This window comes from Geodermatophilus sp. URMC 63 (genome assembly GCF_053502565.1).
This window is the reverse complement of record NZ_CP199956.1, coordinates 4706076-4719439: the sequence shown is the minus strand read 5'-3', so window position 1 is coordinate 4719439 and position 13364 is coordinate 4706076. Positions and strand designations below refer to the sequence as shown.

The 13364-nt window shown below is 74.5% G+C and carries 11 protein-coding genes; 6 read left to right on the top strand and 5 right to left on the bottom strand.

The window, feature by feature from the left end; translation table 11 throughout:
- The first annotated feature begins 67 nt into the window (after positions 1–67).
- Positions 68–2500: a RelA/SpoT family protein gene (locus ACWIZO_RS22920; protein ID WP_448639906.1), complete on the top strand. Its 2433-nt coding sequence runs from the start codon at positions 68–70 to the stop codon at positions 2498–2500.
- Between the two features lie 268 nt (positions 2501–2768).
- On the opposite strand, the gene ACWIZO_RS22915 is transcribed toward ACWIZO_RS22920, so the two are convergent.
- The 3 genes from ACWIZO_RS22915 to ACWIZO_RS22905 all read right to left on the bottom strand — a co-directional run bounded on the left by ACWIZO_RS22915 (position 2769) and on the right by ACWIZO_RS22905 (position 5030).
- On the bottom strand, positions 2769–3416 hold the full coding sequence (locus tag ACWIZO_RS22915) for a class I SAM-dependent methyltransferase (RefSeq protein WP_448639905.1): 648 nt from the start codon (positions 3414–3416) through the stop codon (positions 2769–2771).
- A 61-nt stretch (positions 3417–3477) separates the two neighbouring features.
- On the bottom strand, positions 3478–4197 hold the full coding sequence (locus tag ACWIZO_RS22910; protein WP_448639904.1) for a peptidylprolyl isomerase: 720 nt from the start codon (positions 4195–4197) through the stop codon (positions 3478–3480).
- Positions 4194–5030 (bottom strand): peptidylprolyl isomerase, encoded by an 837-nt coding sequence (locus ACWIZO_RS22905; RefSeq protein ID WP_448639903.1) that lies wholly within the window; start codon positions 5028–5030, stop codon positions 4194–4196. Before ACWIZO_RS22905 ends, ACWIZO_RS22910 begins: the two co-directional genes overlap by 4 nt.
- A 170-nt stretch (positions 5031–5200) precedes the next feature.
- Here ACWIZO_RS22905 and ACWIZO_RS22900 point away from each other — a divergent pair, with 170 nt between their 5' ends.
- From ACWIZO_RS22900 to aspS, 4 genes are read left to right on the top strand one after another with little or no spacing between them, the layout of a single operon-like run.
- The gene (locus ACWIZO_RS22900; RefSeq protein WP_448639902.1) at positions 5201–5884 is read left to right on the top strand and encodes an MBL fold metallo-hydrolase; all 684 of its coding nucleotides are present in this window, start codon (positions 5201–5203) and stop codon (positions 5882–5884) included.
- On the top strand, positions 5881–7161 hold the full coding sequence (gene hisS, locus ACWIZO_RS22895) for a histidine--tRNA ligase (protein WP_448639901.1): 1281 nt from the start codon (positions 5881–5883) through the stop codon (positions 7159–7161). The genes ACWIZO_RS22900 and hisS overlap by 4 nt, the downstream gene beginning before the upstream one ends.
- A gap of 35 nt (positions 7162–7196) precedes the next feature.
- A complete protein-coding gene (locus ACWIZO_RS22890) occupies positions 7197–8141 on the top strand; it encodes an aldo/keto reductase (protein WP_448639900.1) in 945 nt (314 codons plus the stop codon).
- Between the two features lie 27 nt (positions 8142–8168).
- A complete protein-coding gene (gene aspS / locus ACWIZO_RS22885; RefSeq protein ID WP_448639899.1) occupies positions 8169–9944 on the top strand; it encodes an aspartate--tRNA ligase in 1776 nt (591 codons plus the stop codon).
- Between the two features lie 92 nt (positions 9945–10036).
- Here aspS and ACWIZO_RS22880 read toward each other — a convergent pair whose 3' ends face one another.
- Both ACWIZO_RS22880 and ACWIZO_RS22875 read right to left on the bottom strand, forming a co-directional pair.
- Positions 10037–10906 (bottom strand): hypothetical protein, encoded by an 870-nt coding sequence (locus ACWIZO_RS22880; protein WP_448639898.1) that lies wholly within the window; start codon positions 10904–10906, stop codon positions 10037–10039.
- Positions 10907–11069: 163 nt separating this feature from the next.
- Positions 11070–11924, bottom strand: coding sequence for an aldo/keto reductase (locus ACWIZO_RS22875; protein ID WP_448639897.1), 855 nt, complete (start codon positions 11922–11924; stop codon positions 11070–11072).
- A 36-nt stretch (positions 11925–11960) separates the two neighbouring features.
- Here ACWIZO_RS22875 and ACWIZO_RS22870 point away from each other — a divergent pair, with 36 nt between their 5' ends.
- Positions 11961–13295: a replication-associated recombination protein A gene (locus ACWIZO_RS22870; protein WP_448639896.1), complete on the top strand. Its 1335-nt coding sequence runs from the start codon at positions 11961–11963 to the stop codon at positions 13293–13295.
- Positions 13296–13364: the final 69 nt, after the last annotated feature.

Here is a 13364-nt window from a genome sequence, read left to right as displayed (position 1 = left end):
CCTCCGGCGGTCCCGGTCCCGGCTAGCATGGTGAGGGTCGTTCCTCCTCAACAGGGCAGGAGTAGCCGTGCCCCCGGACGCGCCGGTCACCAACGTGGCTGGCGCGCGGCCCGAGGAGCCGGCCGGCTCACAGCCCGACCAGCGCGCGCCGCTCCCGAGCCGGCCGCTGGTCCGCCGTCCCGACGACGTCGGCAGCGAGCCGCCCACGGAGGGTGACGGCGGGTCCCCGCGCCCGCGCCGCGTCCGGGACCGGCTGGCCCGCCGCATCGTCGCCGGGCAGCGCGCCAGCCTGGTCCGACCGGTCCTGGAGCCGCTGGCCTCCCTGCACCGGCAGAGCCACCCCAAGGCCGACCTGGCGCTGCTGCAGCGGGCCTACGACGTGGCCGAGGCCGCGCACGCCACGCAGAAGCGCAAGAGCGGCGATCCCTACATCACCCACCCGCTGGCCGTGGCCACCGTCCTGGCCGGGCTGGGGATGGACACCACGACGCTGGTCGCCGCGCTGCTGCACGACACCGTCGAGGACACCGGCAAGACCCTGGAGGCCATCAGCGCCGACTTCGGCCCCGAGGTCGCCCACCTCGTCGACGGCGTCACCAAGATCGACAAGGTGAAGCTGGGTGACGCCGCCCAGGCCGAGACGATCCGCAAGATGATCGTGGCGATGGCCCGCGACCCGCGGGTGCTGGTCATCAAGCTCGCCGACCGGCTGCACAACATGCGCACGCTGCGCTTCCTCCCGCCGGAGAAGCAGGAGAAGAAGGCGCGCGAGACGCTGGAGATCCTCGCCCCGCTGGCCCACCGCCTGGGCATGAACACCATCAAGTGGGAGCTCGAGGACCTCGCCTTCGCCACGCTCTACCCCAAGCGCTACGACGAGATCGTGCGGCTGGTCGCCGAGCGGGCGCCCTCGCGCGACACCTACCTCGCCGAGGTCACCGCCGCGGTCACCGAGCAGCTCAAGGCCGCCGGCATCGAGGCCGTCGTCACCGGCCGGCCCAAGCACTACTACTCGATCTACCAGAAGATGATCGTCCGCGGCCGGGACTTCACCGACATCTGGGACCTCGTCGGCATCCGCATCCTGGTCGACACCGTCCGCGACTGCTACGCGGCGCTGGGCATCATGCACGCCCACTGGCAGCCGGTGCCGGGGCGGTTCAAGGACTTCGTCGCGATGCCGAAGTTCAACATGTACCAGTCGCTGCACACGACGGTGATTGGCCCGCAGGGCAAGCCGGTCGAGCTGCAGATCCGCACGCACGACATGCACCGCACGGCCGAGTTCGGCATCGCCGCGCACTGGAAGTACAAGGAGAAGGCGCGGGCGGGCGGGCGGCCCGGTCCCGGTGAGCTCGGCGCGGCGAAGGTCGGCACGCCCGACGACATGCTGTGGCTGCGCCAGCTGCTGGACTGGCAGCGCGAGGCGCAGGAGCCCGGCGAGTTCCTCGAGACGCTGCGCTACGACCTCGGCCCGCAGGAGGTCTTCGTCTTCACGCCCAAGGGCGACGTGATCAGCCTGCCCGGCGAGGCGACGCCGGTCGACTTCGCCTACGCGGTGCACACCGAGGTCGGGCACCGCTGCATCGGCGCCCGGGTCAACGGCGCCCTGGTGAGCCTGGACAGCAAGCTCAGCAACGGCGACGTCGTGGAGATCTTCACCTCCCGCTCGCCGACGGCCGGCCCGTCCCAGGACTGGCTCGGCTTCGTGGGGTCCTCGCGGGCGCGCACCAAGATCCGGCAGTGGTTCACCAAGGAGCGCCGCGACGACGCGGTGGAGGCCGGCAAGGAGGCCCTGACCCGGGCCATGCGCAAGTCCGGCCTCCCGCTGCAGCGGCTGCTCGGCGGCGAGGCCCTGGTGACCCTGGCCAAGGACCTGCGCTACGCCGACGTCACCGCGCTCTACGCCGCGGTGGGGGAGAACCAGATCTCGGCCTCCTCGATCGTCGAGAAGCTGATCACCGCGCTGGGCGGCACCGAGGGCGCGGCCGAGGACATCGCCGAGACGACCATCCCCATGCGCCGGCCGGTGCACCGGCGCGCGGCCAGCGGCGACCCGGGCATCGTCGTGCACGGGATGGGCGACGTCTGGGCCAAGCTCGCCAAGTGCTGCACCCCGGTGCCCGGCGACGAGATCCTCGGCTTCGTCACCCGCGGCGGAGGGGTGAGCGTGCACCGCACCGACTGCACCAACGCCGGCGACCTGCAGCGCAAGCCCGAGCGGCTGGTCGAGGTCGAGTGGGCCAGCCAGCCCGGGTCGGTGTTCCTCGTCGCGATCCAGGTCGAGGCGCTCGACCGGCACCGGCTGCTCTCCGACGTCACCCGGGCGCTGGCCGACGAGCGGGTCAACATCCTCTCGGCGTCGGTGCAGACCAGCCGCGACCGGGTGGCGGTCAGCCGGTTCACCTTCGAGCTGGCCGACCCGGCCCACCTCGGCGCGGTGCTGCAGACGGTCCGCAACGTCGAGGGCGTCTTCGACGTCGAGCGCGTCACCGCCTGAGCGCGTCGCGATGATCAGGTGACCTGATCGTGCGGCGTCCTCCCTCACCGTGGGACGTGAGGGAGGACGCTCGACGATCAGGTTCCCTGATCGTGGCGCGGCTCGATCAGCGGACGTCCCGGCGCGCACGTCGGTGTCTGGCTGCCGGACCTCGCCGAACTCGTCCGGCGCCGGGTCGCGGCGGTGGCGGAGGCGACCTTCGGCCTGCCGGTGGCTGCCGTGGACGTCACCGTCGAGGACGTGTCCTGAGCGCCGGACGCCGGGCCGCTCATCGTGCCGTGGCCACCACCGCCCAGAGCGGGTCGCCGGCGCCGGGCGTCGTGCGCAGGGAGACGTCGGGCTCGCCGAAGCGGCCGGTGCGCCGGACCAGCTCGGCGACGATCGCGCCGTGCTGGACGTCGTCGGTGAGCAGCCAGCCGCGGACGGCCTTGGTCGGGAAGCAGCGGTTCGAGAAGGTGACCGCCAGGGTCCCGCCCGGCCGCAGCACGCGTCCGACCTCGGCGAGGACCTCGATCGGCCGGGTCAGGTAGTCGATCGACACGCAGCAGACGGCGGCGTCGACGTCGTCGTCGGGCAGCGGCACCCGGGGGTCGGCGTTGAGGTCGTGCACCACCCGCTCGGTGGCTGCGGGGTTGGCCGCGAGCTCCTCGGCGTTCATGCCGAGGACCACCAGCTCGGCCGGCGGCGTCCGGAAGTGCGAGACCCACGATGACATGAGGTCCAGCACCCGGCGCGGCGCGGGCGCCGACCCGTCGATGCCCAGCTCGGCGTAGAGGTCGCCGACCGCGGCGATCGCCGCGTCGTCGATGTGGGTGACCAGGCGCTGGGGTGCGTAGAAGAGCCCGTCGGGGGTCTCGTCGGCGCGGGCGAAGAACCCGGAGGGGAAGCCGGCGTACGGATCGGGTCGGGCGGTCACCGCCACGAGTCTGCCCCGGCTCCGCGGGCACCACCGGGGACGGCGCGGCCGGGGAGGCGCGTCAGCCGGCCGGCGTCACCGCCGTGATCGTCACCGGGACGGTCGGTGCGCCGCCGCCGGGGCTCGGGTCGAGCGAGCCGTCGTTGCCGTTGGCCGCGACGGCGTCGAGCACGGCCAGCCCGGCGTCGTCCACGGAGCCGACGACGGTGTAGTCCGGCGGCAGCGCGCTGTCGCCCCAGACGAGGAAGAACTGGCTGCCGTCGAGGCCCTGCCCGCTGTTGGCCATGGCCACCGTGCCGCGCCCGTAGGTCTCCGAGCCGTCGACGTCGGTGGGGAAGGCGTAGGTGGGCCCGCCGGCGCCGGTGCCGGTGGGGTCGCCGCACTGCAGCACCCGCAGCCCCTCGGTGTCGACCTCCCGGTGGCAGGCCGAGCCGTCGAAGAAGCCCTCCTCGGCCAGGTGCAGCGTGCTCGCCGCCGCGCACGGGGCGCCGGCCCGGTCGAGGGTCAGCGTCAGCTCGCCCAGGCTGGTCGTCATCCGCACGGCCGCGGTGCCCTCGGCGGGCACCTCCGCCGGCGGCGGGGGGACCTCGACGGCGTACGGGTTGCCCGAGCGCGCGGCCACCCAGTCGCAGGTCGTCGTCGCCACCCCGCCGGCCGCGCCGCCCGGGGCGCCGCCGGTACCGCCGGGGACCGACGACGCCGACCCGGTGACGCTGCCCGAGCAGGCGGTGAGCGCCAGCAGCGCGCCGGCCAGCCCGGCGCCCGCCCGCGCCGGCCTCACGGGACGACGGTCATCGAGGTGATGGTCACCGGGGTGGCGGGCGCCCCGTCGGTCGACCCGCCGGCCACCCCGGCCGCGGCGATCGTGTCGAGGACGGCCAGCCCGGGTTCGTCGATGGTGCCGAAGACCGTGTAGTTCGGGTTGCCCTGCAGGCTGTCGCCGTAGACCAGGAAGAACTGGCTGCCGTCCGTGCCCTGCCCGCTGTTCGCCATGGCGATCACGCCCCGCGGGTAGGTCTCCGTGCCGGTGACCTGGGTGGGGAAGCTGTAGCCGGGACCGCCGGTGCCCTGCCCCGAGGGGTCGCCGCACTGCAGGACCTGCAGACCGGGGCTGGTGGTCAGCCGGTGGCACGGGGTGTCGTCGAAGAAGCCCTGCTCCGACAGCGACACGAAACTCGCCGTGGCGCACGCCGCAGACCCCGCTCGATCGAGGGTGAGCCCGATCGCGCCGGCGCTCGTGGTCATCGTCTCGGTCACCGTGCCCTCGGTCGGCAGGTCACCGGACGGTGCATCCACGGCGACGCCCGAGCTGCCCTGGGCGTCGTAGGTGTAGGTGCAGGGTCCGGCCGTGGTGGTCTGCCCGGCCCGCTCGGCCCCCGGGCCCGCCGACGGTGCCGACGAGCTGCTGCTGGTGGCGGCGGCCTCGGCGCCCGGGTCGTCGTCACCTCCCAGGCCGGCGACCAGGGCCACCGCCCCGGCCACGAGCACGACGGCGACGACGGTCACCACGACGAGCAGGTTGCGGCGGCGCTTGCGGGCGAGCTCCGCGCGGCGCTCGAGCTGGCGCTGCAGACGGCGCTGCGCGGCCACCCGGCGCTGCTTGTTGGTCGGCACGGGTCGGACACTCCTCGGGGGAACGGCTGCTCGGCGGGGCGTCGGCCGCTGCGGCTCCCGCGCCGCGTCGCGCAGTGCCCCGCTGGTCGGCCGCGAGTGTAGGTGCGCTCCCTGAGCGGACCCGGTCGCCGGACCGGAGGGCCGCGAGATCACCCGCGTAACCTGCACGGGTGCTCATCCGCTCGTTCCCGGCCGGCGCCTTCGGCACCAACTGCTACACCGTCGCCTCCGGGCCGCGCGCGGAGTGCGTCGTCGTCGACCCGGGCATGGACGCCGTCGAGCCGCTCGCCCGGATGCTGGCCGAGGACGGTCTCAAGCCCGTCGCGGTGGTGCTCACCCACGGCCACCTCGACCACACGTTCTCCGTCCTGCCGGTCTGCGAGGGCTACGACATCCCGGCCTACCTGCACCCGGCCGACTCCGGGATGCTGGCCGACCCGGTCCGCTGGCACGGACCGCAGCTGGCGCCACTGATCACCGGGGTGCGCCTGCCCGACCCCTCGGAGGTCCGCCGGCTCGACGACGGCGCGGTGCTGTCGCTGGCCGGGGTGGAGCTGACCGTGCGGCACGCGCCCGGGCACACGCAGGGCTCGGTCGTGTTCTCCCTCGACCTGGGGGAGGCCCCCGGGCTGCTGGCCGGCGACGTGCTGTTCGCCGGCTCGGTCGGCCGGGTGGACCTGCCCGGCGGCTCGTGGGAGGCGATGCTCACCTCGCTGCACGACGTCGTCCTGCCGCTGGACGACGCGACGGTCGTGCTGCCCGGGCACGGCCCGGCGACCACGATCGGCCGCGAGCGGGCGACCAACCCCTATCTGGCCGAGGCCGCCTCCGCTCCGGGGGCGCGCGGCCTGTGAGCACCCACCTGAGCGCGCCGAAGGGGACCTTCGACGTCCTGCCGCCGGAGTCGGCCCGCTTCCTCGCCGTCCGCGACACGCTCACCGCACCGCTGCGGCGGGCCGGCTACGGCTACGTCGAGACGCCGGTGTTCGAGGAGACCGCCGTCTTCTCCCGCGGGGTGGGGGAGTCCACCGACGTCGTGACCAAGGAGATGTACACCTTCGCCGACCGCGGCGGCCGGTCGCTGACGCTGCGCCCCGAGCTCACCGCCGGGCTGGTGCGCGCGTTCATCGAGCACCGGCTGCACACCGGCGCGCTGCCGGTGAAGCTGTGGACGGTCGGCTCGGCGTTCCGCTACGAGCGCCCGCAGGCCGGCCGCTACCGGCACTTCACCCAGGTCGACATGGAGGCCCTCGGCGTCGACGACCCCGCGCTGGACGCCGAGGTGGTGGCGCTGGGCGTGCAGGGGTTCCGCGACCTGGGGCTGACCGACTTCGAGCTGCTGCTCACCTCGCTGGGCGACGCGACCTGCCGGCCGCAGTACCGCGAGCTGCTGGTCGCCTACCTGGAGAAGCTCGACCTGGACGAGGAGACCCGGCGCCGCGCGGAGATCAACCCGCTGCGGGTGCTCGACGACAAGCGCTCCGAGGTGCAGGCCCAGCTCGACGACGCGCCGCTGATGGTCGACCACCTCTCGGACTCCACCCGGGCGCACTACGACGCCGTCCGCCAGCACCTCACCGACCTCGGCGTGACCTGGACCGAGGCGCCCCGGCTGGTGCGCGGGCTGGACTACTACACGAAGACGACGTTCGAGTTCGTCCACTCCGGGCTCGGCGCGCAGTCGGCGATCGGCGGCGGCGGCCGCTATGACGGGCTGTCGGCGGCGCTCGGCGGCCCCGACGTGTCGGGCATCGGCTACGCCGTCGGCGTCGACCGGACGCTGCTGGCCGTGCAGGCCGAGGGGCTCGACGTCGCGGCGTCGGCCGGGGTGCGGGCGTTCGTCGTGCCGCTGGGCGCGGAGGCCAAGCGGCTGGCGGTCCGGCTGGTGGGGCAGCTGCGCGCGGCCGGGGTGCCCGCCGACACCGTGTACGGCGACCTCCGGCTCAAGGGCGCCATGAAGGCCGCCGACCGGTCGGGCGCCTCGCACGCGGTCGTGATCGGCGAGCGGGACCTGGCCGAGGGCGTCGGCCAGCTCAAGGACCTGCGCACGGGGGAGCAGCGCGCCGTCCCCGTGGGTGAGCTGTTCGAGGCGCTGACGACGGCGGTTTCTCAGGGAGTGGTGACTGCGTGATGGAGACCCGGCCCCTCGGACGGACCGGCGCGGACGTGTCCGTCGTCGGCCTGGGCACCTGGCAGCTCGGCGGTGACTGGGGCGACGTCGACGAGGACACCGCCGGCGAGGTGCTCGACGCCGCCCTCGACGCCGGCGTCACCCTGCTCGACACCGCCGACGTCTACGGCGACGGCCGCAGCGAGGAGCGCATCCGCAAGGCCCTGGCCGCCCGGTCCGACCGGCCGTTCGTGGCCACCAAGGCCGGCCGCCGCGCCGACCCCTTCGAGGCCGCGCAGTACACCCCGGAGAACCTGCGTGCCTGGGTCGACCGGTCGCGGCGCAACCTCGGCGTCGACACCCTCGACCTCGTGCAGCTGCACTGCCCGCCGACGGCCGTCTACTCCGACCAGCGGGTCCACGACGCCCTCGACGCCCTCGTCGAGGACGGCGCGATCGCGGCCTACGGGGTGTCGGTGGAGACCGTCGCCGAGGGACTCACCGCACTCGAGCACCCGGGCGTGGCGACGGTCCAGGTGATCCTCAACGTCTTCCGCCGCAAGCCGCTGGAGGAGCTGCTGCCCACCGCGGCCGCGCGCGGCGTCGGGGTCCTGGCGCGGGTGCCGCTGGCCAGCGGCCTGCTGTCGGGCCGGTACGACGAGTCGACGACGTTCGCCGCCGACGACCACCGGAACTTCAACCGCAACGGCGAGGCCTTCGACGTGGGCGAGACCTTCGCCGGCGTGCCCTACGACGTCGGCGTCGCCGCCGCGCGCGAGTTCACCGCGATCTGCGGCGGCCGGACGCCGGCCCAGGTGGCGCTGCGCTGGGTGGTCCAGCAGCCCGGCGTCACCTGCGTCATCCCCGGCGCCCGCTCGGTCGAGCAGGCGCGGTCCAACGCCGCGGCCGCCGACCTCCCGCCGCTGACCGACGCCGAGCTCGCCGACCTCGAGCGGCTCTACGACGAGCGCATCCGCGTGCACGTGCACGACCGCTGGTGACTCTCCCCCCTGCTGAAAGGCGCTGAAGTGCTCCGCACCCACGACGCCGGCACGCTCCGCGCGTCCGACGCCGGTTCCACCGTCACCCTCGCCGGCTGGGTGGCCCGCCGGCGCGACCACGGCGGCGTCGTCTTCGTCGACCTGCGCGACGCGTCGGGCTACGTCCAGGTCGTCGTCCGCGAGGAGGAGGCGCACGCCCTCCGCAACGAGTTCTGCGTGCAGGTGACCGGGGAGGTCCGGCAGCGGCCGGCCGGCAACGAGAACCCGGAGCTGCCCACCGGCGAGGTCGAGGTGGCCGCGAGCGAGCTGACGGTGCTGTCGGCCGCCGCGCCGCTGCCGTTCCCGATCGAGACCGACCAGGCCGCCAGCGACGACGTCCGATACCGGTACCGCTACCTCGACCTGCGCCGCCAGGGCCCGGCCCGGGTGCTGCGGCTGCGCAGCGAGGTCAACCGCGTGGCCCGCGGCGTCATGGCGCAGCACGGGTTCGTCGAGGTGGAGACGCCGACGCTCACCCGCTCGACCCCCGAGGGCGCCCGCGACTTCGTCGTCCCGGTCCGGCTGCAGCCGGGCAAGTGGTACGCGCTGCCCCAGTCGCCGCAGCTGTTCAAGCAGCTGCTGATGATCGGCGGGCTGGAGCGCTACTACCAGATCGCCCGCTGCTTCCGCGACGAGGACTTCCGCGCCGACCGGCAGCCGGAGTTCACCCAGCTGGACTTCGAGATGAGCTTCGCCGACCGCGACGACGTGCTGGCGATCGCCGAGGACGTCGTCCGGACGCTGTGGCGCGAGCTGGCCTCCCACGAGGTGCCCGAGATCCCGCGGATGACCTACCGCGAGGCGATGGACCGGTTCGGGTCGGACAAGCCCGACCTGCGCTTCGGCATCGAGCTCACCGAGCTGACGTCGTTCTTCGCCGACACGCCCTTCCGGGTGTTCCAGGCGCCCTACGTCGGGGCGGTGGTCATGCCCGGCGGCGGCTCGCAGCCGCGGCGGGCCTTCGACGCCTGGCAGGACTGGGCGCGCTCCCGCGGCTACCGCGGGCTGGCGTACGTCACCGTCGCCGAGGACAGCACCCTCGGCGGGCCGGTGGCCAAGAACATCTCCGACACCGAGCGGGCGGGCCTGGTCTCCGCCGTCGGGGCCTCCCCGGGCGACTGCGTGTTCTTCGCCGCCGGGCCGCGCCGGTCGTCGCAGGAGCTGCTGGGCGCGGCCCGCAACGAGATCGCCCGGCGGCTGGAGCTCGTCGAGCCCGGGTCGTGGTCGTTCCTGTTCGTCGTCGACTTCCCGATGTTCGAGCAGACCGAGGACGGCGACTGGACCTTCATGCACCACCCGTTCACCTCGCCCACGCCCGAGTGGCGGGAGCGCTTCCCCGAGGACCGGGGAGCGGCGCTGTCCGACGCCTACGACATGGTGATCAACGGCAACGAGGTGCTCAGCGGCTCGGTCCGCATCCACGACGCGGCGCTGCAGGAGCGGGTGTTCGAGACGCTGGGCATGTCGCGCGAGGAGGCCCGGGAGCGGTTCGGGTTCTTCCTCGAGGCGTTCGCCTACGGCCCGCCGCCGCATGCCGGGGCCGCCCTGGGCTGGGACCGGCTGACCGCGCTGCTGGCCGGGGTCGACTCGATCCGCGAGGTCATCTCGTTCCCCAAGACCGGCGCCGGCTACGACCCGCTGACCGGTGCCCCGACGCCGATCACCGAGGCGCAGCGCAAGGAGGCCGGGATCGACGCGGTGGTCGACGAGCCGCCGCTGCCCGGCGAGCCCGGCGCCCCCGGCCCGACCGACCCCACCGGCTGAGGGGTCCTGCGGTCCTGCCGCCCGAGTGAGCAGTCGCGGTCGCCCCCCGCGGAGTGTCGCCGCGTGTCGGCGACCGCAACTGCTCGGTCGGCTCACCAGACCGCCCCGCGGCTGCGCAGCGCCCGGGTCGCCCGGTCGACGACGACCTCCGGCCGGCGGAGGTGGTCGGCGCCGTACCGGATGGTGATCCAGCCGTCGGCGGCCATCAGCGAGTAGCGGTCGAGGTCCCTACCGAACTGCCGGGGGTCCGCGTGCTGCCGTCCCTCGTACTCGACCGCCACCCGCCACTCCGGCCAGCCGAGGTCGCTGTGCGCGACCACGCGGCCGGACGCGCTCTCGATCTCCACCTGAGGTCGAGGGTGGGGGAGACCTGCCTGGATGAGCACGCAGCGGACCACGCTCTCGGGTCGCGACATCGCCAGCGGGGACAGCAGCGGCGCCCACTCCCGCGCCCGGACGACCCCGCGCACGCCGTCCGCCCGCGCGAGGCGCCCGGACAGCGAGCCCTCGTCGAGGTGCCCGGCTCGGTACAGGGCATCGCCGACCGCGACGAGCTCGGGTGGGTCCAGGACGGCCGCGAGGTCGAGCCACGTCTGCGGGCCGCTGGTGACCGGGAGACCACGGTGCCAGGTCACGTCCTCGGCCAGCAGGTCGCGCACGTGTACCCGGAGTCGGCGGCGGCGTGGTCGGTAGGTGCCCGGCGGCACGCTGACCTCGAGCGGCCAGCCATGCGGCACGGGTGCACCGAGGAGCGCCGCAGCGGTCCGGTGCGACACGACGGCGCCGGCGGGCAGGACGGGGAGGACGGCGGAGCACGCGGCGTGCAGGGACAGTGGGACGGCGCGGGAGACGTAGGCGCCGCGGCTGACCCGCACGCCGTCGTCCCGTCGCTGTGCGCGAGTCAGCCCGGCGTCCCGGGCATCCTGCCAGGTGTAGGCGGGGCGCAGTTCGGAGTCGGCCACGCCGCGACCGTCGCGGCGACAGAGGTCGTGGAGGAGCTCTCAGCCGGATCGGTGGACGGCCGAGCCGGCTGTGGACGGCGGCCGAATGAGCAGTCGAGGTCGCTGACGGCGGCGTGTCCGCGCGTGTCGGCGACCGCAACTGCGCACTCGGGAGGGAACCGGGTCAGGCGGCGTCCAGGCGGGCGAGCTGGTCGGGGGTCAGCTGCAGGTCCGCCGCGGCGGCGGAGTCCTGGATCGAGGCCGGCCGCGACGCCCCCGGGATCGGGACGACGACGTCGGCCTGCGCCAGGTGCCAGGCCAGCGTCACGCGGTACACCGACACGCCCACCTCGGCGGCCACCTCGGCGAAGGCGGGCGCCGTCGCCTCCAGGGACCCGGCCGCGGTCACCCCGCCGAACGGGCTCCACGGGAGGAACGCCAGCCCGTGCGCCGCGCAGTGGGCGACCTCGTCGGCGGAGAACCGCCAGCCCGGCGAGAACTGGTTCTGCACGGCCGCCAGCGCCCGCCCCACGATCGACCGGGCGATGTCGATCTGCGCGACGTCGGCGTTGGAGACGCCGACCAGCTGCACCAGGCCGTCGTCGGCGAGCTGCCGCAGCGCGCCCATCGACTCCTCCCACGGCGTGTCCGGGTCGGGCCGGTGGAACTGGTAGAGCCCGATCGCGTCCACCCCGAGGCGCCGCAGCGAGGCCTCGCAGGCCCGCCGCAGGTACGCGGGCGACCCGTCGAGGAGCCAGTCGGTGCCCTGCCGCGTGTGCCCGCCCTTGGTCGCCACCAGCACGTCGGTGGCGCCGTGGGAGGCCAGCGCCTCGGCCACGAGCGACTCGTTGTGCCCGAACTCCGACTCGTCGGCGGCGTAGGCGTCGGCGGTGTCGACGAGCGTCACGCCGGCGTCGAGCGCGGCGTGGATCGTGGCGATCGCGTCCTCGCGGGAGGGGCGGTCGGTCTTGGTGGACAGGGGCATCGCCCCGAGCCCGATGGCGCTGACGGTCCGGTCTCCGATGCGTCGCTGCTGCACGGGAGGTGTCGTGCCCCGGAGGTAGCGTCGCTACCCGTGACCTCCCTGTTCGACGAGCCGGCGGACGCGGGCGGCGCGACGGTCGACCCGGGCGCGCCCCTGGCGGTGCGGATGCGGCCGCGCTCGCTCGACGAGGTCGTCGGCCAGTCGCACCTGCTCGGCCCCCGCGCGCCGCTGCGGCGCCTGGTCGAGGCCGACGAGCCGATGTCGCTGGTCCTCTACGGCCCACCCGGCACGGGCAAGACGACGCTCGCGCACGTCATCTCGCTGGCCACCAAGCGGCAGTTCGTGCAGCTGTCGGCCCTCGACGCCGGCGTCAAGGAGGTCCGCGCGGTCATCACCAGCGCCAAGCGCGAGCTGACCTACGCCGGACGGCGCACCGTGCTGTTCATCGACGAGGTCCACCGGTTCAGCAAGACCCAGCAGGACTCGCTGCTGTCGGCCGTCGAGGACCGGATCGTCAGCCTGATCGCGGCCACCACCGAGAACCCGTTCTTCTCCGTCGTCAGCCCGCTGCTCAGCCGCAGCCTGGTGCTCGCGCTGCAGCCTCTGTCCGACGACGACGTCCGCACGCTGCTGCGGCGGGCGCTCACCAGCGACCGTGGCCTCGGCGGCGCGGTCACGCTCGCCGCGGACGCCGAGGAGCACCTGGTCCGGGTGGCCGGCGGCGACGGGCGCAAGGCGCTCACCGCCCTGGAGTCGGGCGCGGGGGCGGCGCAGGCGGCGGGCGCGGGCGAGATCGACCTGGCGACCCTGGAGACGGCGGTCGCCCAGGCCGCGGTGCGCTACGACCGGCAGGGCGACGCGCACTACGACGTCGCCAGCGCACTGATCAAGTCGATCCGCGGCAGCGACGTCGACGCCGCGCTGCACTACCTCGCGCGGATGGTGGTGGCGGGGGAGGACCCGCGCTTCATCGCCCGCCGGCTGGTCATCTCCGCCAGCGAGGACATCGGCATGGCCGACCCGACGGCGCTGCAGACGGCGGTCGCGGCCGCCGACGCGGTCGCCTTCATCGGCATGCCCGAGGGCCACTTCCCGCTGGCGCAGGCCGTCGTCCACCTGGCCACCGCGCCGAAGTCCAACGCCGTCACCGTGGCGATGGGCGAGTCGGTCGCCGACGTGCGGGCGGGGCTGGCCGGGCCGGTGCCGCCGGGGCTGCGCGACGCCCACTACGCGGGCGCGAAGGAGCTCGGCCACGGGGGGACCTACGTCTACCCGCACGCCCACCCCGACGGCGTGGTGCCGCAGCAGTACCCGCCGGACGCCCTGGTGGGGAAGGACTACTACCGGCCCACGAGCCGCGGCGCCGAGGCGACGATCGGGGCGCGGCTGGCCAAGCTGCGCGCGATCGTCCGCCGCGTCCGCTGACCGCCGAGGGCCGCGACTACTGTGACCACGCCGGCCGCGACGTCCGCGCCGGCCGCCGAACCAGCCGAC